Here is a 19,546-nt window from a genome sequence, read left to right on the forward strand (position 1 = left end):
GGTCAGGCTCCTGTCTCGGGGATGGTGAAGGGTCGGAAGGTGCGGGGGCCGTACAGGTCGTCGAGCAGCGCGTCGTACTCGTCGAGGAGATCGGCGGCGTCGGGTCGTTGTGCCGGGGCCTCCTGTGTGCACCAGATCGCGAACTCGCGTTGGCGAACTTCGTTCGGTGCCAGGAGGTTCAGCATCATGTGGTGAAGCATGTGGACGTCGGTGCCCGCGGTCATCGGTAGTCCTTTGTGGACTTCCGGCGGATAGTCGACGGACTTGTCCGCCGCGAGCGGGAGCGCACCGTCTTCGACGGCGAAGGACCAGCCGACGACGACGATGCCGTGCTGTCCGGGATGGACGAGCACGTTGTCCGCGGTGAGGTGGCCGTGGACGACACCCGCGCGATGGGCGCCCGCCACGGCCCGCAGGAGGCGCCGGTGCATCCACGCGTAGTCGCGGCCGTCGAGCCCGCCGGGAAAGGCTTTCCCGATGTCGGCGAGGGTGACGAACCCGTCGACGAGCGGATCGAGGACGCTGAACGCGCGGTCGCCCCTGGCCACCGGACCCGAAGTGTCCAGCAGCCGCGGGTAATAGGGCCGCAGCCATCGGTGCCGTTCGGTGAAGCCGTCGAGCGTGCGCAGGGCCGCCCACTCGGCGTGGATCAGCGGGTTGAGCACCGGGTCGCGGACGAGTTTCACCAGATAGGGCCCGGTGGTCCGGTAGGTCGTCGCGACGCTGCCCACCGCGTACGGCGAGGTGAGGGTGTACGCCGACGTCGCCGTGGTGACGGTCTGGCGTCCGGCGCGTTTCCAGTCGTCGTGGAGGCGGTTGAGGGTGGCGGCGGCGCGGTGGGCGCGCTCGTCGCCGGGGTTGCGGTCGGGGTGGAGCACGGCCGCCAGCTCGCGGTAGCGATGGCGGGCGAACAGAGCGGCCGCGTCGACCGTGTTCTCGATCATCGTCACGGCGTCTTCCCTGGTGAGCATAGTTTGAGTCTAGACGACTCTTACTTCGGATCGCAAGGGGTGGGTACAAATCCCGTGCCGCGCGGCGGCCTCGGCCCATAGGCTGGCCGAGCCGGGCAGGGGGTGTTGGTGGTCTTCCGGGAACTGGATCGGAAAGACGGGCAGCGGACGAACGCGGTGATCATCGCGTTCGTGATCGGGATCGTCTGGGGGGCCATCGCGGCCTTCGCCGGACGATGGTCAGTAGAAGGGCTGTCCGGCACTTACGACGTACGTGCCGTGATCTCCGAGTGGAACTCCAAGACCACCGAAGGACAGAACGGCCCGCACACCACCTACGAGGTCTTGGCGATCGCCGAAGACGGCCGCGCGATCGAAGTGCCGACACGAGACGTGTTCGGCCTTGCTGATCCAGTGGTCGCCCGGCTTTCGTCGGTGACGGACCGGGTTCTGTCCGTGCGCGGGGCCACCGACGTCGTGGAAGCCCACCATCCCTGGGAGAAGATCACGGCGATGTCCCTTGGCTGGGCGCTGCTGGCGCTCGCGGCCATCGTGCTGGTCAAAGTGGCGAGACCAGGGATCGCGCGAAAGGCGCTGCCCTTTCTTGCCGGGCTGGCCTTCGCCGCGTTCGTCGTGCTGACGCCGGTCGGGTTCGGCGGGACGGCCTACGGCAAGGCGGCCGGCCCGGTCCCGAATTTCTGGGAACTCCGGCGCGACCTATGGGGACCGCCGCCGGTGTTCGCCCGTGGACAGACCGCCGTCTCCGGGGAGGCGGCCGTGCGTGTGCTCGACAGCAGGCCCGGGCCGCCCGAAGGAGCCGAAGCGTGGTTGAGCGGATTCCACGTCCTCACCTTGCGGATCGAGGCGTCCCGCCTCGGTGGCACGGCACTGGCGCTGTCGGCCGACGAACACGGTGAGCCGGAACGGGTCAAGGACTGCGCGGGTGCTCCCGGCGCTTTCGACGGCACCACGGGTCTCGTCTGTTTCGTGGTCCCGCCCGGATATCGGCCCGAGTACCTTCTCGTCGGCGAACTCGACCGCGAAGTCCTGCTGAGGCTCCGATGACCGCCGAAAGGAAATCCGGCGGTCGTTCCCTGACGCTTTCGATCGTTCTCCCGTTTCTGGTGTTCCTCGGAATCGTCGGGGGCTTCCTCGGTTCCAGCATCGGTGAACTGAGCGCCGGCGAGGACGTCACGGTCACCGAGATCTCGGGATGCACCTCGGAGGGATCCGCGGTGAACGGCCAAACCCCCTACTGCTCCGGGAAATGGCGCTTCGCCGACGGCCGTGCCGGGGGCGGCCGGATCCTGGGCGAGGAGATCGCGGCGGGAGACACGGTCTTCGCCGGTGACGGATTCGCCTACGCGTCGAGATCGCCGTTGGTGTGGAAGGTCTCGGCGGGCGGGGCGCTGGGTCTCCTTCTCCTCGGCATGGTGATCGTGGGCGCCGTCCTGTACCGGCTGGACGTGGGCAAGCGGCGTCGCGAGGACTGAAACGGCGCGGTTCGCCGCCCGAGCCTCAGAAACGCGTCGCTTCGATTTGCCGCTCGTCCTCGGTCGAGCAACTCGTCACCGGATCATTCGGCCCGCTCCCGCATGTCCAGGCGCCGATCACCACCGGACCGGGGCCCTGCGGCGAAGCGGCTTCGGCGGGTGTCAGCTTGGTGAAGTAGTCCGTGAGCACCTGGGTCGCTTCGGCGCAGTCGGTTTTTCCGTGCGCGACGACCTTGTTCTTCACGCCCTGGAGCCCGGCGACTTCTCCGCATGGTGTGCCGGCGGGCGCCGAGGTCGCGGCGGGAGAGGACGGCGCGGGCGCGGCCGCGGGAGCGGGATCGGCGCCGCAACCGCTCAGCAGGACGACGGCGAACGCGGCGGGGAGCACGGCGAGGCTTTTCATGGGCCCTTCTTCTCGAGGATGGTTCATTCGACGGGGACTACGGCGGCGAACACGTTCTGTTCGCCCTTGCTGCAACTGGTTCCGCCCTGTGCGGCGGGAGCGCCGGAGACGCACAGCCAGCCGTCCACGGTCTCGCTGACCGGTTCGTCCGAGCCCGCGGACTGCCGTCCGGCGATCCTCTTGTGGAACGAACCGACGATCCCGGTCGCGTCCGCGCAGGAGACCCCGGGGCCGTTGAGCACCTGCAGGGTCAGCCCGCTGGCCGCGGTGACCGTGCCGCACGAACCCTGTACCGGTTCAGCGGATCTCAGCGAGGAAGCGGGAGACGGGGCGGCGGACGGGCTCGGCGCGGTTTGCGACGGGATCGGCGGCACCGGCACGCTGGACACCGCGGTGAGGTGTGTGGGCGGCGAGACCGACATCGAGGTGACAGGCGGTGGCGGATCTTCGCCCGAACAGGCGGCGAGCGTCCCGGTAACGGCACAGGCCGCGAACAGGCGCCGCCACGTTCCCGTGGTCGTCGAGACGGGCAAGGCGATCCTTTCGTCGGCCGGTCGTGGCCGGCCCATTCTGACCCGGCCGGGCCCGATGCCGTGGCATTGAGCCACGTTCGATTCGCGGGAGGCTATCGCGCCCCCGCCACCGCGATACGCGAGGACCGCCCGATCACTGTCCATTGTGGACGATTAACATGCCGTTCACAGCGCGACAACACCCTCCTGTCGTCGCGAACCGATCGGACGAATCCACGCCGGATCCGTTAACGCGGGGCCCCGTTCTGCCGAAAACAAAGGTAGCGCTCCGGCGTGTCCCAGTCCCCGTCACGAAACCGTGAGAGTGATGAAGACCGACGAACAGACCGACCCCGCGTCACCCGAGGCCACCGCACCGGCGAGCACGGAGCTGCCACCGACGGCACCGTGCACCGTCGTCTGGTGTGGCGGCCGCCCGTACGTCCTCGAGACCTCCGCCGGCCACAACCGCTGGATGGGCACCGACCACCGGGGCAGGCCCGTGGCGCTGACCAGCGCGGACCTGCAACGCCGCGGCTGGACCCACACCCGGGCCAGCTGACGGGGGAGGATCTGCCGCCGCTGGATAGGCTGAGCGGGTGAGTACGCCCCCCGAACCGAGCGTGACCAGCGAAGAACCCTCCTTGCTGCGGCAGGCCCTGAACGTTCCCAACATGCTTTCGATCCTCCGGCTCGCCGGGGTGCCGGTCTTCCTGTGGCTGCTCCTCGGCCCGAAGGAGGACGGCTGGGCGCTCGCGCTGCTCGTGTTCAGCGCACTCACCGACTGGCTCGACGGCAAACTCGCCCGCTGGCTCAACCAGATGTCCCGGCTCGGCCAGCTGCTCGACCCCGCCGCCGACCGGCTCTACATCCTCGCGACCCTCATCGCGTTCCTGATCCGCGACATCATCCCGTGGTGGCTGGTGGTACCGCTGGTCGTCCGCGAGGCCGTCCTCGGCGTCTGCGTGCTGCTGCTGCGGCATCGCGGATTCGCCCCGCCGGAGGTCACCTACATCGGCAAGGGTGCCACCTTCGTGCTGATGTACGCCTTCCCGCTCCTGCTGCTCACCCAGGGCGGATCCGACATCGCCGCGATCGCCCGGCCGATCGGATACGCCTTCACGGCGTGGGGCGCGGTCCTGTACGTCTATTCGGGCGTGTTGTACGTCGTCCAGACGGTGCGGGCGCTGCGAACGGCCGAACCCGGCGAGTTGCGGGAGGCGGCGGGCGCGTGACCCGGCGGGATGCGAAACTGCGCGCGTCGGTTTCGAGTGAGGGCTGAGAAAGGGGAGCGGCGTTGTCCACTCCAGAAGAACTGCGGTACACCGAGGAGCACGAGTGGGTTTCCGTGCGCGACGGCGGGCTCGTGCGCGTGGGCATCACGGAGTACGCCCAGGACCAGCTCGGTGACGTGGTGTTCGTCGAGCTTCCCGAGGTCGGCAAGCAGGTCGGCGCCGGCGACGCGTTCGGCGAGGTCGAGTCGACCAAGAGCGTTTCGGAGCTGTTCGCCCCGCTCGACGGCGAGGTGGTCGCGGTCAACGACGCGGTGACCGAGTCTCCCGAGCTGATCAACAGCGACCCCTACGGCGAGGGCTGGCTGATCGAACTCCGGCTCGACGACGCGAGCTCGGTGGAATCCCTGCTGGAGGCCGAGGCGTACCAGGCCCTGATCAAGGAATAGCCGCAGGCCGCGGCTCTTCGGGAAGAGTAGGGGGAGCCGCGGGCCGGAGATTCGATCAGGCACGGTACGTTTGACCTCCACACGTTCTTGAGTAGTGGCAACACACATGCGTTAGGAGAGCTCAGGTGAGCACGAACGACGGGCCCGGCGTTCCCCCGGAGCAGTCTCCGGAGCGGACTTCTGTCTTCCGGGCCGACTTCCTGGCCGACGTCGAAGGCACTGAGGCTCCTCCGGCTGCCGAGGCCCCCGTCCAGGGTGTGGACGCGCTGCCCGCGGGTTCCGCCCTGCTGGTCGTCAAGCGGGGCCCGAACGCGGGTTCGCGCTTCCTGCTGGACCGCGACACCACCAGCGCGGGACGGCACCCGGACAGCGACATCTTCCTCGACGACGTCACGGTCTCCCGGCGGCACGCCGAGTTCCGCCGTGAGGGCGGCGAGTTCGTCGTCATCGACGTCGGCAGCCTCAACGGCACCTACGTCAACCGCGAGCCGGTCGACCAGGCCGTCCTCGCCGGTGGCGACGAGGTGCAGATCGGCAAGTTCCGCCTGGTCTTCCTGACCGGCCCGGGTCACGGGGGCCAGGGGGCACGGTGACGGCGGCCGGGCGGCCTGATCGGGATGCGTCGCAGCGCGATGGGTTGAGCATCGGGGCCGTGCTGGCACAGCTGCGCGGCGACTTCCCCGATGTCACCATCTCCAAGATCCGGTTCCTCGAGGCGGAGGGTCTGGTCCAGCCGGGCCGGACCCCGTCGGGGTACCGGCAGTTCGCTCCGGCGGACGTGGAGCGGTTGCGATTCGTCCTGTCCGCCCAGCGGGATCACTACCTTCCGCTGAAGGTCATCAAGGAACAGCTGGACGCGGCCGATCAGGGCGCCGCGCCCGCCGAGCACACCGCGGCGATGCCACGGCTGCCGCGGAAACTCGTGTCACTCGACGCCCCCGGAGAGAACGGCGGACTGCCGTCCCCGGGGGACTTCGAGACCGATCGTGAGATCAGGCTGACCGAGGAAGATCTGCTCCGCCAGGCCGGAATCGACGCCGCCACCCTGGCTGAGCTGCGGCAATACGGTCTCGTCCGCCCGGGAGCGGCGGGGTTCTTCGACTCGGACGCGGTCCTCGTGGCGAAGACCGTGAAAGCGATGACCGAATTCGGTATCGAGCCGAGACATCTGCGTGCCTTCCGGGCCGCGGCGGATCGCGAGGTCGGCCTGCTGGAGCAGATCGTGACCCCGGTGTATCGGCATCGTGACGAGGACGCCCAGGCGAGGGGCGACGAGGTCGTCCGGGAGCTGGCCGCCTTGACCGTGGCGTTGCACACGCTCTTGGTGAAGGCGGGAATACGGGCTGTCACGGGCGGTTGACCGGCTTCGGGCGACCGGGAGCCGTTGTGCGGCCACTTGTCAATGCCTGAATGTTCGGCACCCTATGCCGTACCGTGAGAGTCGGGTTTGCCACGGGCGAACCGAGAATGTCGGAGACAGCGAGCACAGCGCTCGGAAGACGGGTAGCGTCGGGACTGCCGTCGCTTGGTCGTCGAGACAAGCGTTGCAGCCCGTGCGCACGAGAGGGAGGCGAAGCCCGATGAGCGAGATGCGCGTCGTCGGCGTGCGGGTGGAGCTACCCGCGAATCAGCCGATCTTGTTGCTGCGGGAAACCGAAGGCGAGCGTTACCTGCCGATCTGGATCGGCTCGGTCGAGGCCACCGCCATCGCCTTGGAGCAGCAGGGAGTCCGCCCGGCCCGTCCGCTCACCCATGACCTGCTCAAGGAGGTCATCGGAGCGTTGGGCCGCGAGCTGGAGCAGGTCGTCATCACCGATCTGAAGGAAGGCACGTTCTTCGCGGAGCTGGTCTTCGACGGGGACATCCGGGTTTCGGCGCGACCGAGCGATTCGGTGGCGCTGGCGCTGCGCGTGGGGGTGCCCATCCACGCCGTGGACGCGGTGCTGGAGGAAGCGGGTCTCATCATCCCCGACGAGCAGGAGGACGAGGTCGAGAAGTTCCGCGAGTTCCTCGACTCGGTCTCGCCGGAGGACTTCCGCGGCGCGGACACCTGATCTTGAGACTTCGCCGTACGTGCGTTTAGTCCTCTGAATGCGTCCGCGACGGCCGCGCTTGAAGTACATGAAGGCCCCCTTCCTTGCGTCTAGCGCAAGGAAGGGGGCCTTCATGTACTTCGGCCATGGCGCGAAGGCGATTGTCCTTGGCGACGGGCGCGCACGGCCGCTGTGACTCCTGGTGCGTGGGGCGGGTCGTGAGTAGCGCCCTCCCCCTGCCTGTGTATCGCGTCGTTCACGCGCACCCGCTGGCGCTGGTGGGGCGCACGTGCCGATGGCCGAGTCCGTGAAGGCCTCCTTGAGGGACCCAGAGTCCCTCAAGGAGGCCTTCACGGAACGCGCACCCGGGAGAAACCGCCACCCGTGCGAACGACCACTCACGACTCAGGCCGCGGTCGCCTTGACGAACAGGTCCGCCAGTTCCCGCCCGTACCGCTCCAGGTCCAGCTTCGGATCCCCCGCGAACTTCGCCGCGACACCGTCGATGGCCTGCGCGATCGACAGCGCCATCACGTCGGCCGCGAAGTCGCCGAAAGCGCCTTCCTGCTGTCCCTGTCGCAGCTGGCGTTCGAGCCGGCCGGTCCGGAACTCCTCGACCAGCGGCGCCGACATGAACCAGCCTTCGGCGTCCGAGCCGCTCGAACCCATCTCGACCATGACCCGCACCAGTTCCGGGTACGAACCGAGGAACGCGATCTCCGATTCGATGTAGCCGCGCAGCAGCCCGGCCCGGTCGGTCGTGCCCTGGATCCGCTCCTCGAGGAACTTGTCCTTCATGCCGGTCGCGGTGGTGACCACGGCCTGCATCAGGCCCGCCTTGTTGGTGAAGTGGTACGAGATGATCCGGGTGCTGGACAGGCCGGCCCGCTCCTTGATCTTCGCGAACGACGTCTTGTGGTAGCCGAGGTCGGAGATCGTCGCGATCGTGGCTCCGATGATCTGGGCCCGCCGGGCCGCCTCGGTGACCGACAGTCCCAGCTCCGCCTGGACCTCTTGCATGGCGGTCTGGGTAGAGGGAGTTACTTGCATGAGTAAAAAATAACACGGTTGAGTAAAACCCGCAACCGTGCCGCCGATCGGGGGACTGAGCTCGACAAGCCTCAAGAAGAGCTTGAGGTGGACCGCGCGTCGCGTTGACCGCTTTGCCGGACGCGCTTACCGTCAATGAAGGTGAATCGCCAAGGTGTGATTCGGATGTCTGGGGCATTCGTCTTGACGAGGAACTCCGGTGCGGACTCACGTGGGTTCGCGCGGCTTTGTTCGCCGGCCGCCAGGTCGGGCGAGGGGAGGCATGGCGTGGTCGAGGCTGGTAGCCCTCAAGAGCCGCTCGTTCCGGTCGCTGACGGCGAGCAGGGCGAGCTGTTCCCCGACTCTTCCCTCCCGGACGAACTCGTCGGTTACCGCGGTCCCGCCGCCTGCCAGATCGCCGGGATCACCTACCGGCAGCTCGACTACTGGGCCCGCACGAAGCTGGTCGCGCCGAGTATCCGCACGGCGCACGGCTCCGGTTCGCAGCGGCTCTACTCGTTCAAGGACATCCTCGTCCTGAAGGTCGTCAAGCGGCTGCTGGACACCGGTGTTTCCCTGCAGAACATCCGCGTCGCCGTCGACCACCTGCGCCTACGCGGCGTCCGTGACCTCGCCAAGGTGACCCTGTTCTCCGACGGCACCACCGTCTACGAGTGCACCTCACCCGAGGAGATCGTCGATTTACTCCAGGGCGGCCAGGGTGTCTTCGGGATCGCGGTCAGCGGAGCGATGCAGGAGATCAGTGGCACCATCCACGAGTTCCCGGCCGAGCGGGCCGACGGCGGCGTGATCGAAACGGTCACGCCGGACGAGCTCACGCAGCGCCGTAACGCCCGTCGCACCGGCTGATCATGAGGCCGCGCGGGCGACAGGGTAGGCTCACTTCCGCGGTCGACGAATCCGCGCGGGAGAGACCGAGCCGATAACCGTTGAGCTCGGCGCCGAAGGAGCAAGTCCTCCCCGGAACCTCTCAGGCACCCTGGACCGCGCGGAAGAGACGCCTCTGGAAAGTGGTTCGCCAGGTCACAGCCTGGCGGCCCCGCCGACGGTGCAAGCCCGGCTCAACACTCGGGCGAAACTCTCAGGCGCCCCCTCGGGGGTACGGACAGAGTGGGGAGGGCCAGGACAATCGTCCCGGCCCCACCCCCGCGTCTTGGGAGGTCCCCGATGGAGCCCGTTTCACTGGCCGCTCTGGAATCCGGAACCCCGTTCGCGGACCGGCACATCGGCCCCGGCCCCGAAGAACTCGCGCGTATCCTCGACGTCGTCGGCGTCGCCTCCCTGGACGAACTCGCCGAGCGGGCCGTCCCGGCGTCGCTGCGGGAGTCCGCGTCACCGCCGGATCTGCCCCCGCCCGCCACCGAGACCGGCGCACTCGCCGAACTCCGCGCGCTGGCCGCGCGCAACCGGCCGATGGTCCAGATGATCGGCCTCGGTTACCACGACACCGTGACCCCGCCGGTGATCCGCCGGAACGTGCTGGAGAGCCCGGCCTGGTACACCGCGTACACGCCGTATCAGCCGGAGATCTCGCAGGGCCGGCTCGAAGCGCTGCTGAACTTCCAGACCATGGTCTCCGATCTGACCGGCCTGCCGATCGCCAACGCCTCGATGTTGGACGAGGCGACCGCCGCGGCGGAGGCGATGACGCTGGTCCGCCGGGCGGGCAAGGCGAAGTCGAACCGGTTCGTGGTCGACGAGGACACCCTTCCGCAGACGATCGAGGTCCTGCGCACCCGCGCCGAACCGCTCGGTATCGAGCTGGTGACCGCGGATCTGTCCCAGGGCATCACCGGGCTCGGGCTCGGCGGCGACTTCTTCGGAGTGCTGCTGTCGTATCCGGGCGCGTCGGGCGTCGTCCGCGAATGGGACCACACCATCGCCGAGGCCAAGGCGCTGGGCGCGGCGGTGGTGATGGCCGCGGATCCGCTGGCGCTGACCCTGCTGCGGTCGCCCGGTGAGCTCGGCGCCGACGTCGCGATCGGTTCCACGCAGCGGTTCGGGGTCCCGATGGGCTTCGGCGGGCCGCACGCGGCGTACCTCGCCGTCCGGCAGGGACTCGAACGGCAGTTGCCCGGACGGCTGGTCGGGGTGTCGAAGGACGCCGACGGCGCGCCCGCGTACCGGCTCGCGCTCCAGACCCGCGAGCAGCACATCCGCCGGGAGAAGGCGACGAGCAACATCTGCACCGCCCAGGTGCTCCTGGCGGTGATCGCGTCGATGTACGCGGTCTACCACGGTCCCGAAGGCCTGCGCACCATCGCGAACCGCGCGCACCGGATGGCCACCGTGCTCGCGGCGGGGCTCGCCGAGAGCGGTGTCGACGTCGTGCACTGCGAGTTCTTCGACACCGTCATGGTCGCCGTCCCGGGCCGCGCGACCGGGATCGTCGCCACCGCCCGGGAACTCGGGGTCAACCTACGGCTCGTGGACTCCGACCACGTCGCCGTCGCCTGCGACGAGACGACGACCCGAGAGCATCTATCCCTGGTGTGGAAGGCGTTCGGGGTCGCGGTGTCCGATGTGGACTCGCTCGACGCGGACACCGCGGACGGCTTCCCACCGGATCTGCGCCGTACCAGCGACTACCTGACGCATCCGGTCTTCCACGCGCACCGCTCGGAGACGGCGCTGCTCCGGTACCTGAGGTCGTTGTCCGACAAGGACGTCGCGCTCGACCGGAGCATGATCCCGCTCGGCTCCTGCACGATGAAGCTCAACGCCACGGCCGAGATGGAGCCGATCACCTGGCCCGAGTTCGCCGGTCTGCACCCGTTCGCGCCCGCCGAGGACGCGGCCGGTCTGCTCACCGTCGTGAAGGACCTGGAACGGTGGCTCGCCGGGATCACCGGGTACGACGCGGTTTCCCTGCAGCCGAACGCCGGCAGCCAGGGCGAATTCGCCGGACTGCTGGCGATCCGCGCCTATCATCGCGAACGCGGGAACACCGCGCGCGACGTCTGCCTGATCCCGTCGAGCGCGCACGGGACGAACGCGGCCAGCGCGGTCATGGCCGGGATGCGCGTGGTGGTCGTCAAATGCGACGACGAGGGCAACATCGACCTCGGCCACCTCAGGTCCACTGTGGACGAGCACGCGGACGACCTCGCCGCGATCATGATCACCTATCCGTCGACGCACGGTGTCTACGAGGACACCGTTCGCGAGGTCTGCGCGCTGGTGCACGACGCGGGCGGTCAGGTGTACGTCGACGGCGCGAACCTCAACGCGCTGATCGGAGTGGCGCAGTACGGGAAGTTCGGCGCCGACGTCTCCCATCTCAACCTGCACAAGACCTTCTGCATCCCGCACGGTGGCGGCGGTCCGGGCATCGGGCCGATCGGCGTCCGCGCGCATCTGGCGCCGTACCTGCCGAACCACCCGCTGCAACCGGACGCCGGCCCGGCCACCGGCGTGGGCCCGATCAGTGCCGCGCCGTGGGGGAGCGCGTCGATCCTGCCGATCTCCTGGGCCTACGTCCGGATGATGGGCGCGGACGGCCTGCGGCGCGCGACGCTGACCGCGGTCGCGAACGCCAACTACGTCGCCAAACGTCTCGGCGCGCATTATCCGGTGCTGTACTCCGGGCACGAGGGACTCGTGGCGCACGAATGCATCCTCGACCTCCGCGCGATCACCAAACGGACCGGCGTCACGGTCGACGACGTCGCCAAGCGGCTGGCCGACTACGGCCTCCACGCGCCGACGATGTCGTTCCCGGTCGCGGGGACGCTCATGGTCGAGCCCACCGAGAGCGAGGACCTCGGCGAACTCGACCGGTTCTGCGACGCGATGATCGCGATCCGTGGCGAGATCGAGAAGGTCGCCGCGGGGGAGTGGCCGGTGGCCGAAAGCCCGCTGCGCAACGCCCCGCACACCGCGCGCTGTCTCGCGGGAGAGTGGGATCGGGCGTACAGCAGGGAGATCGCGGTCTTCCCGGCCGGGTTCACCGCGTCGAAGATCTGGCCTCCGGTGCGGCGGATCGACGGGGCCGCGGGGGACCGCAACCTCGTCTGCTCCTGCCCACCACCGGAGGCCTTCGCCTGAGGATCAGCCGGGCATCTTGTCGAGAAAGCCCAGCACCTGCTTGATCCGCCCGTCCTCGACGGTGATGACGTCGAAGCCGATCGCCAGCGGCTCTTCCGCGCCCTCCGGGCCGAGATACCACTGGAAACGCGCGATGTCGTGGTGTGCGTCGGGAGCCGCGGGCAGGCTGAACTTCAGGCCCGCGAACTGGGCCTGGGCGCCGGCGATGAAGCCGTCGACACCGTCATGACCGGTGACCGCGCCGAGCGGATCGGTGTAGGTGGCGTCCTCGGTGAACACTTCGGCGACGAGCGCGCGGCGCTTGTCCGCGTCGGTCTCGTTCCACACGGCGATGTACTGCTCGGCGACGCGCTGGATGTCCGACATGGTGTCTCCTCGTTCTGTTGTGGGGTAACCGATGCCGCAACTCTGTCGGCCGAGGGTGGGTCTCGTCGATTACGCGGGAGGTAATGGCGGCCCCGCGCGAGGGCCCGTAGGTTCGTGATCGTGACGACCACAGTGACCGCGAGCCGCGCGGGCCGCCCCGTCGGCGAACTGCTGCGCGAATGGCGTGACCGCCGCCGGATCAGCCAGCTGGATCTCGCCATCTCGGCGGATATCTCCACCCGGCACCTGAGCTTCGTGGAGACCGGCCGGTCCAAGCCCAGCCGCGAGATGGTGCTGCGGCTCGGCGAACATCTGGAGGTGCCCTTGCGGGAACGCAATCAGCTGCTGCTGGCCGCGGGTTACGCACCCGCGTACGCCGAAAGCGGCCTCGGTGCCCCGGAAATGGCGGCGGTCCGCAAGGCGGTCCGGCAGCTGATGACCAGCCACGAGCCGTACCCGGCCGCCGTCGCCGACCGCTGGTGGAACCTGGTCGACGCCAACGCGAGCATCTCGATCATGACCGGCCTGGTCTCGCCCGCCTTGATGACGCCACCGGTCAACGTCCTGCGGGTGACGCTGCATCCGGACGGCATGGCGCCGCATGTGCTGAACCTGGGGGAGTGGCGCGCTCACCTGCTCGACAGGCTGCGGCGGCAGGTGACCCAGACGGCCGACCCGGCGCTGACCGCGCTCCTGGAGGAACTGGTCGCCTATCCGTGCGCGGATCCCGTCCCCGAGGTGGAGGTCCCCGGTCCGGGTGACATCTTCGTCCCGTTGAAACTGCGGCACGAGGACGCCGAACTCACCTTCTTCAGCACGGTCTCGACCTTCGGGACACCGCTGGACGTCACCGTCGCCGAGCTGGTGATCGAGTCGTTCTTCCCCGCCGACGCGGACACGGCCGAATATCTTCGCGCGTACGCCGCACGCGGGGTGGAATGATGCGGGACAAGAAGCCCTGCCACAAACCCCAGTGAGGATTCCGCTTCCATGGCCGTGCCTTCCGTCGTCCTGAACAACGAGGTAGCCATCCCCCGACTCGGTTTCGGCGTCTGGCAGGTGCCCGCGGGCGACACGGCCAAGGTCGTCCGGACCGCCATCGAGGCCGGGTACCGCAGCATCGACACCGCCGCGTCGTACCGGAACGAAGCCGGCGTCGGCGAGGCGATCCGCTCATCGGACGTGCCCCGCGACGAACTGTTCATCACCACGAAGCTGCCGAATCCGGGCCACGGCTACGACGAGGCGCTCCGTGCGTTCGACGCGAGCCTCGCGGAACTCGGCCTCGACCGCGTCGACCTGTACCTGATCCACTGGCCGATGCCGACCCGCGGGAAGTACGTCGAAACCTGGCGGGCGCTGGAAAAGCTCTACGCGGACGGCCGGGCGCGCGCCATCGGGGTGTCGAACTTCCACGTCCCGCATCTGCGGCGGCTGTTCGACGAGACCGGGATCGTGCCCGCGGTCAACCAGGTCGAGCTGCACCCGCGGCTCCAGCAGAAGGAGCTGCGGGAGTTCCACGCGGAGCACGGCATCGTCACCGAGGCGTGGAGCCCGCTCGCGCAGGGATCGCTGCTCTCGGATCCGACGCTGACCGCCCTCGCGGCCAAATACGGCAAGAGCCCGGCACAGCTGGTGCTGCGCTGGCATCTGCAGCTCGGCACGGTCGCGATCCCGAAATCCGTGACGCCGTCCCGGATTCGCGAGAACTTCGACGTCTTCGACTTCGAACTCGCCGAAGACGATCTCGCGGCCCTCGCCGAGTTCGACGACGGGACGCGCACCGGCCCGGACCCGGACACCTTCGACCTGGTCTAGGACTTCACGGACCCGGGCAAGAGGTTGCGAAAGCCACTTTTGCAACCTTCAACGTTGCGAAAGTGGCTTTCGCAACGCCTGTGAGGGCGCCAGGGCGCTCCCCGGAAGCCTGACACTCGAGGTACGGGAAAGGCCCCTTCCCGAGCGGCGAAGGGGCCTTTCCCGTGGTTCGGAGACTCAGGTGGCCTTGATACCCGCGGCGGCGAAGTCGGCCTGCTGGGCGGGCTGCTGCAGGTACTGCCGGAACGTCTGCGAGGCGCGCATCTGGACCTCGTCGATGCTCTTACCGGCAAGCCCGACGAGCGGGTAGTCGGCCGAACGCGCCGTCGCGACCGACTGGGCGGGCGAACCGACCAATTCGGGTTTGGCGGTGTTCAGCTCCGTCACCCAGTAGGTGGACTCGGGGATCCAGGCGGCGGGGAGACCGCCGATGGAGTCCAGGTTGGTCCGGCCGACGAGGCCGTCGAGCACGGAAGCGGAGGACAGCGCGTCGACCTGGATGACCACGCAGTGGTCGCGGACCACGGTCGCGGCGTTGTTCCACCGCTCGGCCGCCGCTCGCACGGGCTTCTCGATGCTGGGGGTGACGATGATCCGCATCGGGGTGTCACCGGCGCTGCACGCCTTGGCCTGGGCTTCGGCGCGGGTGTTGAGCTCGCCGTCGGCCCAGTTCCAGCCGAAGACGCCGATCGCGACCAGGACCACGAGGACCAGGCAGGCGATCGGCCACTTGGCGATCCGGCGCCGCGGGGCCTTCTTCCCGACGATCCGGTGTGAACCGGTCGCCTCACCGCGACCCTGAGGCCGCTTCGGCGGGTCGAGGGGATGCGGCACCGGCTCCTCGGCCACGCTGTGTCGCCCCATCGTTGTCCTTTCGAAACGTGCGCGCTCGCGCTGCGTATGCAATCAAACCGTTATCACTCTAACAGGGGAGGATGTTACGGGGAATGCGACGACTCACAGTTGTTTTCCGCGTGTCGTGGGCACCTTCTTTAACCCGGCGAGGAGCCGTTGGCAATGCGCTATCAGGTGCTCACGCAGCGGCGCCGCCCGGTGGGCGAAAGCGGCCTGCGCGCGGGCGTACTCGGCCCGGCCTTCCGGGCTCTCGATCCGCACGGGCGAGTATCCGAACTCCGCCAGATCGTACGGGCTGGCCCGCATGTCCAGTTCCCGGATGTCCGCCGCCAGCTCGAAGCAGTCCCCGACCAGCTCGGCGGGCACGAACGGATCGAGTTTGTACGCCCACTTGAAGAGATCCATATTGGCGTGCAGGCAACCCGGCTGCTCGAAATCGACCTGGTCCTCCCGCGCCGGCCGCAACGTGTTGCGAGGCCGGGCGGGCTCGGTGAAGAACCGGAACGCGTCGTAGTGCCCGCACCGGATCTCCAGCGACTCGACCACGTCGTCGGTTCCGGCCGAACCGAGCCGGAGCGGAAGTTGTGAGTGACGAACCTCATCCGCCGATTCCCGGTAAACCATTGCCCATTCGTGCAACCCGAAACAGCTGAGTCTCGGAGAGCGGGACGCGGTCGCGGAAAGCAGTCCGTGGACGAATTCCGCGGTCTTGGCCCGGCCCTCGGTGAAGCCCGCCGGATCGAGCATGACGCCGTCCGGTGTCTCCAGGTAGCCCTTCCGCTCCAGGAACCGCCGGGCGGACGCGCCTTCGAGCACGACCCCCGGGCCCGGTTGCCAGCGTTCGAGATGCCCGGGCCGGTGCGAGTAGTAGGTGAAGAGGAAGTCGAGCACCGGATGTTTCTCGCCCCGCGAACGACGGCGCTGGTGTGGTGTCGTCCAGCGCCGCATCCGCGTCACGTGCTCGTCTTCCCGAGCCCGCCAGGCGGACTCGGGAAGGACGATCGGGCCGGTCATGACATGACGTGGGTACCGTCGCGCACAGTCCCCACGTATTCCTCGACGAGGTCCTCCAGCGCGACGACGCCGACCGCGGTCCCCGCCGGGCTCAGCGCCCGCGCCAGATGACTGCCTTCCTTGCGCATTGCCGACAACGCTTCGTCGAGCCGCGCGTCGGCGTGCAGTTCGGTGAGCGTCCGCGTCTTGTCCGGCGGCACCACGGTGGTCGGGTCCTCGCCCACGAGGTCGAGGATGTCCTTGACGTGGATGTAACCGGTCAGCGTCCCGTCGTCGGTGCACACCGGGAAGCGGGAGAACCCGGTCGAGGACACCGCGCGCTCGACGTCGCCCAACGTGGGCGAGCAGGGCAACGTGGTCAGCTGAGCCGTCGGGACCAGCACGTCGGCCACCGTCTTCTCCACCGAGGACAGCGTCTTGCTCAGCCGCTGGTGCTCGGAGTGCTCCAGCAGCCCCTCGCGCCGCGATTCACTGAGCAGTTCGGCGAGCTCGTCGGAGGTGTAGGCGGTTTCGAGCTCGTCCTTCGGCTCCACCTTGAACACCCGCAGCAGCGAGTTCGCCACGAAGTTCAGCAGCCAGATGAACGGGTTGGCGAGCTTCACCCAGGCCACGTGGACCGGGACCAGCCACAGCGCCAGCCGCTCCGGCTCGGCGATCGCGAGGTTCTTCGGCACCATCTCGCCGATGAGGACGTGCAGGATGGTGATGAACGCCAGCGCGATCGCGAACGAGATCGGGTGCAGCAGGACCTCGGGAATCCCGAACAGCTTGAAGAACCCGGCCAGCTGGTGCGCGACGGCGGGCTCACCGAGCCGTCCCAGCAGCAGCGAGCAGATGGTGATGCCGAGCTGGGCGCCGGCGAGCATCAGCGAGACGTTCTTGCTCGCGTTGATGACGATCCGGGCGCGGGTCTTTCCCTGCTCCAGCAAGGCTTCCAGCCGGTCGCGCCGCGAAGAGATCAGCGCGAACTCCGCACCGACGAAGAACGCGTTGGCCAGCAGCAGGACCACGACGAGGAAGATGTTGAACCAGTCGTTCATCGGGCGGGCTCCTGCTCGGCGGAGGTCGCGGTCTCGCTGACCCGGCGGACTTCGACCTCGGCGATGCGGAGACGGTCCATTTTGGTCACCGTGAGCCGCCAGGCGTCGAGTTCGGTGGCGTCGCCGGGGGAGGGGATCCGGCCGAGCTGTTCGAGGATCAGCCCGGCGATGGTCTCGTAGTCGCCGTCGGGCATCCGGAACCCGGTCTCGTCGGTGACCTCGTCGGCGCGAAGCTGCCCGGAGACGAGCCAGTTGTCGGCGCCGACCTGCTGAGAGGACGGGGCTTCCCGCTCGTCGTGCTCGTCGCGGACGTCGCCGATGATTTCCTCGACCACGTCCTCCAGCGTCACCAGCCCCGCGGTGCCGCCGTACTCGTCGACGACGATCGCGAGCTGGAACCGGGAATCACGCAGCCGGTTGAGCAGCGAGTCGCCCGGCAGCGATTCGGGCACCGTCGGGATCGGCCGCATGACCGAACCGATCCGTACCGTGGCGCGCCGGGCGGCCGGGACGGTGAACGCCTGCTTGATGTGCACCGCGCCCTGCACGTCGTCGAGATCCTCGGTGTAGACCGGGAAGCGGGAAAAGCCGGTGCGGCGCGAGATCTCGATGAGGTCGGAGATGGTGTCGTCCACGGTCAGCGATTCGAGCTGGACACGGGGCGTCATCAGCTCGTCGGCCGTCCGCTCGCCGAAACGCAGCGACTTGTCCAGCAGTTCGGCCGTCGACGTGTCGAGCGTGCCGCTTTCCGCGCTGGACCGCACGATCGAGCCGAGCTCCTGCGGCGACCGGGCCGACCGCAGTTCCTCCTGCGGCTCGACGCCGAACTTACGGACCAGGAAGTTGGCGCTGTTGTTCATCAAGGTGATGAGCCAGCGGAACAGCGACGAGAACCGCGAGTGGTACCCCGCGACGGCGCGCGCGGTCTGCAGCGGCCGGGCGATCGCGAGGTTCTTCGGCATCATCTCGCCGAGGATCATCGAGAGCGACGTGGCCAGGATCAGCGCGACCGCGAGCGACACGCCGTCCGCCACGCCTTCGGAGAACCCGACGGCGGTGAACAGCGGATGGAGCAGGTCACCGATCACCGGTTCCGCGAGGTAACCGGTGATCAGGGTGGTGATGGTGATCGCCACCTGCGCGCCGGAGAGCTGGAACGAGAGCGTGCGGTGCGCCTTCTGCACGGTGTGCGCCCGCTTGTCGCCGACCTGGCGGACGTTCGCGTCGACCGTGCTGCGCTCGAGCGCGGTGAGGGAGAACTCGGCGGCGACGGCGAGGCCGGTGCCGACGGTCAGCAGGAGGAACAGGAGAATGCCGAGAACGGCGAGCAGGATTTCCATCATTCCCTGCCGGCGGGGTCGGCGGGAAGAGCCACGGAACAGCCGGGTGTGCCACCCGGCTCGATACTGTCACCAGGTGACTGCGCGTCGCGCACGAAAAGAGTCACTCCTCGATCGGAAACCAACAGACACCGCCGCTGTACTGCGGCGATAGGACAATCTTAACGCGTTCCCCCGGCCGCGTGGGCCCGGTGCCGCCGCACGCTCTCCTCGACCAGGTCGAGCACGGGGCCGAGATCGTCGCCCGGCTGGCCCATCGCGAGGTGCGAGACGAGACCTTCGAGAACAAGCTCGAGGTACGCGGTCAGGACGTCGACGTCGACGTCGTCACGCAGGATCCCGGCGTCGCGCTGGCGCAGCAGACGGCGGCGGGTCGCGGCGGTCAGCTGGTGGGACCGCTCGGCCCAGCGGGCGCGGAACTCCGGATCGGTGCGCAGCCGCCGGGAGACCTCCAGCCGCGTGCCGAGCCAGTCGGCGGGGTGCTCGCTGCGGTTCGTCAGCAGCTCGCGCATCACCTGGACGAGACCCTGCTCGGCGACGACGTCGGCCATGCGCACCGCGTCGTCCTCGGCCAAGGCCAGGAAAAGGGACTCCTTGTCCCGGAAATGGTGGAAGATCGCACCACGGGAAAGACCGGTGGCTTCTTCCAGCCGCCGGACAGTGGCACCCTCGTAGCCATAGCGTGCGAAGCACACGCGGGAGCCATCGAGGATCTGGCGCCGGCGTGCGTCGAGGTGATCCTGGCTGACCCGTGGCATCCTGGAATCCTGTCACCGGGAACCCGGTTAATGCAATCCGTACGTACGTACTGTGATCAGTTCGCGGGATGTTCGGCCGTTCGGGGAACCGGACGGCTTCGCGACACGTCGGACTACTCGGCCGGATCGGCTGACACGCCGTCCGCCGCTTGGCTACGCTTTGTCCGTCACGGTGCGTGAATGCTG

22 protein-coding genes and 1 riboswitch are annotated in these 19,546 nt (G+C 68.5%); of the genes, 12 read left to right on the forward strand and 10 right to left on the reverse strand.

The window, feature by feature from the left end:
- Window positions 1–2: 2 nt before the first annotated feature.
- A complete protein-coding gene (locus tag ACLJQ7_RS24200) occupies window positions 3–971 on the reverse strand; it encodes an adenylate cyclase (protein ID WP_410650454.1) in 969 nt (322 codons plus the stop codon).
- A gap of 108 nt (window positions 972–1,079) precedes the next feature.
- On the opposite strand from ACLJQ7_RS24200, the gene ACLJQ7_RS24205 reads away from it, so the two are divergent.
- Window positions 1,080–2,015: a hypothetical protein gene (locus tag ACLJQ7_RS24205; protein ID WP_410650455.1), complete on the forward strand. Its 936-nt coding sequence runs from the start codon at window positions 1,080–1,082 to the stop codon at window positions 2,013–2,015.
- Window positions 2,012–2,443: a hypothetical protein gene (locus ACLJQ7_RS24210; protein WP_410650456.1), complete on the forward strand. Its 432-nt coding sequence runs from the start codon at window positions 2,012–2,014 to the stop codon at window positions 2,441–2,443. Before ACLJQ7_RS24205 ends, ACLJQ7_RS24210 begins: the two co-directional genes overlap by 4 nt.
- 25 nt (window positions 2,444–2,468) lie before the next feature.
- Here ACLJQ7_RS24210 and ACLJQ7_RS24215 read toward each other — a convergent pair whose 3' ends face one another.
- Both ACLJQ7_RS24215 and ACLJQ7_RS24220 read right to left on the reverse strand, forming a co-directional pair.
- Window positions 2,469–2,846 (reverse strand): hypothetical protein, encoded by a 378-nt coding sequence (locus tag ACLJQ7_RS24215; protein WP_410650457.1) that lies wholly within the window; start codon window positions 2,844–2,846, stop codon window positions 2,469–2,471.
- 23 nt (window positions 2,847–2,869) lie between these two features.
- A complete protein-coding gene (locus ACLJQ7_RS24220; protein WP_410650458.1) occupies window positions 2,870–3,379 on the reverse strand; it encodes a hypothetical protein in 510 nt (169 codons plus the stop codon).
- Window positions 3,380–3,686: 307 nt separating this feature from the next.
- On the opposite strand from ACLJQ7_RS24220, the gene ACLJQ7_RS24225 reads away from it, so the two are divergent.
- The 6 genes from ACLJQ7_RS24225 (at window position 3,687) to ACLJQ7_RS24250 (ending at window position 7,093) form a co-directional block, all read left to right on the forward strand.
- Entirely contained in the window at window positions 3,687–3,920 is a 234-nt protein-coding gene (locus ACLJQ7_RS24225) for a hypothetical protein (protein ID WP_410650459.1), read from the forward strand.
- Window positions 3,921–3,957: 37 nt separating this feature from the next.
- Window positions 3,958–4,593, forward strand: a complete 636-nt coding sequence (locus tag ACLJQ7_RS24230; RefSeq protein ID WP_410650460.1) for a CDP-alcohol phosphatidyltransferase family protein — start codon at window positions 3,958–3,960, stop codon at window positions 4,591–4,593.
- Window positions 4,594–4,655: 62 nt separating this feature from the next.
- Window positions 4,656–5,039: a glycine cleavage system protein GcvH gene (gene gcvH / locus ACLJQ7_RS24235; protein WP_192744476.1), complete on the forward strand. Its 384-nt coding sequence runs from the start codon at window positions 4,656–4,658 to the stop codon at window positions 5,037–5,039.
- 125 nt (window positions 5,040–5,164) lie between these two features.
- Window positions 5,165–5,632: a glycogen accumulation regulator GarA gene (gene garA, locus ACLJQ7_RS24240; RefSeq protein ID WP_005150023.1), complete on the forward strand. Its 468-nt coding sequence runs from the start codon at window positions 5,165–5,167 to the stop codon at window positions 5,630–5,632.
- Window positions 5,629–6,399, forward strand: coding sequence for a MerR family transcriptional regulator (locus ACLJQ7_RS24245; protein ID WP_410650461.1), 771 nt, complete (start codon window positions 5,629–5,631; stop codon window positions 6,397–6,399). The genes garA and ACLJQ7_RS24245 overlap by 4 nt, the downstream gene beginning before the upstream one ends.
- A gap of 220 nt (window positions 6,400–6,619) precedes the next feature.
- Window positions 6,620–7,093: a bifunctional nuclease family protein gene (locus ACLJQ7_RS24250; protein ID WP_005150031.1), complete on the forward strand. Its 474-nt coding sequence runs from the start codon at window positions 6,620–6,622 to the stop codon at window positions 7,091–7,093.
- 384 nt (window positions 7,094–7,477) lie between these two features.
- Here the strand turns inward: ACLJQ7_RS24250 and ACLJQ7_RS24255 are convergent, their stop codons facing one another.
- A complete protein-coding gene (locus ACLJQ7_RS24255; protein WP_410650462.1) occupies window positions 7,478–8,092 on the reverse strand; it encodes a TetR/AcrR family transcriptional regulator in 615 nt (204 codons plus the stop codon).
- Between the two features lie 297 nt (window positions 8,093–8,389).
- On the opposite strand from ACLJQ7_RS24255, the gene ACLJQ7_RS24260 reads away from it, so the two are divergent.
- Together ACLJQ7_RS24260 and gcvP are read left to right on the forward strand one after the other, a co-directional pair.
- Complete coding sequence (locus ACLJQ7_RS24260) at window positions 8,390–8,971, forward strand: MerR family transcriptional regulator (protein ID WP_005150040.1); 582 nt, start codon at window positions 8,390–8,392, stop codon at window positions 8,969–8,971.
- 46 nt (window positions 8,972–9,017) lie between these two features.
- A riboswitch (glycine riboswitch) is annotated at window positions 9,018–9,119 on the forward strand.
- 170 nt (window positions 9,120–9,289) lie between these two features.
- Window positions 9,290–12,169, forward strand: coding sequence for an aminomethyl-transferring glycine dehydrogenase (gcvP, locus tag ACLJQ7_RS24265; RefSeq protein ID WP_410650463.1), 2,880 nt, complete (start codon window positions 9,290–9,292; stop codon window positions 12,167–12,169).
- A gap of 3 nt (window positions 12,170–12,172) precedes the next feature.
- Here the strand turns inward: gcvP and ACLJQ7_RS24270 are convergent, their stop codons facing one another.
- On the reverse strand, window positions 12,173–12,535 hold the full coding sequence (locus ACLJQ7_RS24270; RefSeq protein WP_410650464.1) for a nuclear transport factor 2 family protein: 363 nt from the start codon (window positions 12,533–12,535) through the stop codon (window positions 12,173–12,175).
- A 114-nt stretch (window positions 12,536–12,649) separates the two neighbouring features.
- Here ACLJQ7_RS24270 and ACLJQ7_RS24275 point away from each other — a divergent pair, with 114 nt between their 5' ends.
- A complete protein-coding gene (locus ACLJQ7_RS24275) occupies window positions 12,650–13,477 on the forward strand; it encodes a helix-turn-helix domain-containing protein (RefSeq protein ID WP_410650465.1) in 828 nt (275 codons plus the stop codon).
- A 48-nt stretch (window positions 13,478–13,525) separates the two neighbouring features.
- Window positions 13,526–14,353, forward strand: coding sequence for an aldo/keto reductase (locus tag ACLJQ7_RS24280; RefSeq protein ID WP_410650466.1), 828 nt, complete (start codon window positions 13,526–13,528; stop codon window positions 14,351–14,353).
- Between the two features lie 177 nt (window positions 14,354–14,530).
- Here the strand turns inward: ACLJQ7_RS24280 and ACLJQ7_RS24285 are convergent, their stop codons facing one another.
- From ACLJQ7_RS24285 to ACLJQ7_RS24305, 5 genes are all read right to left on the reverse strand, one after another.
- Window positions 14,531–15,217, reverse strand: a complete 687-nt coding sequence (locus tag ACLJQ7_RS24285) for a hypothetical protein (RefSeq protein WP_340682151.1) — start codon at window positions 15,215–15,217, stop codon at window positions 14,531–14,533.
- 93 nt (window positions 15,218–15,310) lie between these two features.
- A complete protein-coding gene (locus ACLJQ7_RS24290) occupies window positions 15,311–16,222 on the reverse strand; it encodes a 3-methyladenine DNA glycosylase (RefSeq protein WP_410650467.1) in 912 nt (303 codons plus the stop codon).
- Window positions 16,219–17,262: a hemolysin family protein gene (locus ACLJQ7_RS24295; protein ID WP_410650468.1), complete on the reverse strand. Its 1,044-nt coding sequence runs from the start codon at window positions 17,260–17,262 to the stop codon at window positions 16,219–16,221. Before ACLJQ7_RS24295 ends, ACLJQ7_RS24290 begins: the two co-directional genes overlap by 4 nt.
- Entirely contained in the window at window positions 17,259–18,605 is a 1,347-nt protein-coding gene (locus tag ACLJQ7_RS24300) for a hemolysin family protein (RefSeq protein WP_410650469.1), read from the reverse strand. Before ACLJQ7_RS24300 ends, ACLJQ7_RS24295 begins: the two co-directional genes overlap by 4 nt.
- 158 nt (window positions 18,606–18,763) lie before the next feature.
- On the reverse strand, window positions 18,764–19,360 hold the full coding sequence (locus ACLJQ7_RS24305; RefSeq protein ID WP_219152136.1) for a TetR/AcrR family transcriptional regulator: 597 nt from the start codon (window positions 19,358–19,360) through the stop codon (window positions 18,764–18,766).
- Window positions 19,361–19,546: the final 186 nt, after the last annotated feature.

Source organism: Amycolatopsis sp. cmx-4-54 (assembly GCF_046548895.1).
GTDB lineage: Bacteria > Actinomycetota > Actinomycetes > Mycobacteriales > Pseudonocardiaceae > Amycolatopsis.

Excerpts from the sequence above, each read along its gene's own strand:
- ACLJQ7_RS24200 (WP_410650454.1), bottom strand. The coding sequence starts at position 971 with ATGCTCACCAGGGAAGACGCCGTGACGATGATCGAGAACACGGTCGAC.
- ACLJQ7_RS24210 (WP_410650456.1), top strand. The coding sequence starts at position 2,012 with ATGACCGCCGAAAGGAAATCCGGCGGTCGTTCCCTGACGCTTTCGATC.
- ACLJQ7_RS24215 (WP_410650457.1), bottom strand. The coding sequence starts at position 2,846 with ATGAAAAGCCTCGCCGTGCTCCCCGCCGCGTTCGCCGTCGTCCTGCTG.
- ACLJQ7_RS24225 (WP_410650459.1), top strand. The coding sequence starts at position 3,687 with ATGAAGACCGACGAACAGACCGACCCCGCGTCACCCGAGGCCACCGCA.
- ACLJQ7_RS24250 (WP_005150031.1), top strand. The coding sequence starts at position 6,620 with ATGAGCGAGATGCGCGTCGTCGGCGTGCGGGTGGAGCTACCCGCGAAT.
- ACLJQ7_RS24255 (WP_410650462.1), bottom strand. The coding sequence starts at position 8,092 with ATGCAAGAGGTCCAGGCGGAGCTGGGACTGTCGGTCACCGAGGCGGCC.
- gcvP (WP_410650463.1), top strand. The coding sequence starts at position 9,290 with ATGGAGCCCGTTTCACTGGCCGCTCTGGAATCCGGAACCCCGTTCGCG.
- ACLJQ7_RS24270 (WP_410650464.1), bottom strand. The coding sequence starts at position 12,535 with ATGTCGGACATCCAGCGCGTCGCCGAGCAGTACATCGCCGTGTGGAAC.
- ACLJQ7_RS24280 (WP_410650466.1), top strand. The coding sequence starts at position 13,526 with ATGGCCGTGCCTTCCGTCGTCCTGAACAACGAGGTAGCCATCCCCCGA.
- ACLJQ7_RS24285 (WP_340682151.1), bottom strand. The coding sequence starts at position 15,217 with ATGGGGCGACACAGCGTGGCCGAGGAGCCGGTGCCGCATCCCCTCGAC.
- ACLJQ7_RS24290 (WP_410650467.1), bottom strand. The coding sequence starts at position 16,222 with ATGACCGGCCCGATCGTCCTTCCCGAGTCCGCCTGGCGGGCTCGGGAA.
- ACLJQ7_RS24295 (WP_410650468.1), bottom strand. The coding sequence starts at position 17,262 with ATGAACGACTGGTTCAACATCTTCCTCGTCGTGGTCCTGCTGCTGGCC.
- ACLJQ7_RS24300 (WP_410650469.1), bottom strand. The coding sequence starts at position 18,605 with ATGATGGAAATCCTGCTCGCCGTTCTCGGCATTCTCCTGTTCCTCCTG.
- ACLJQ7_RS24305 (WP_219152136.1), bottom strand. The coding sequence starts at position 19,360 with ATGCCACGGGTCAGCCAGGATCACCTCGACGCACGCCGGCGCCAGATC.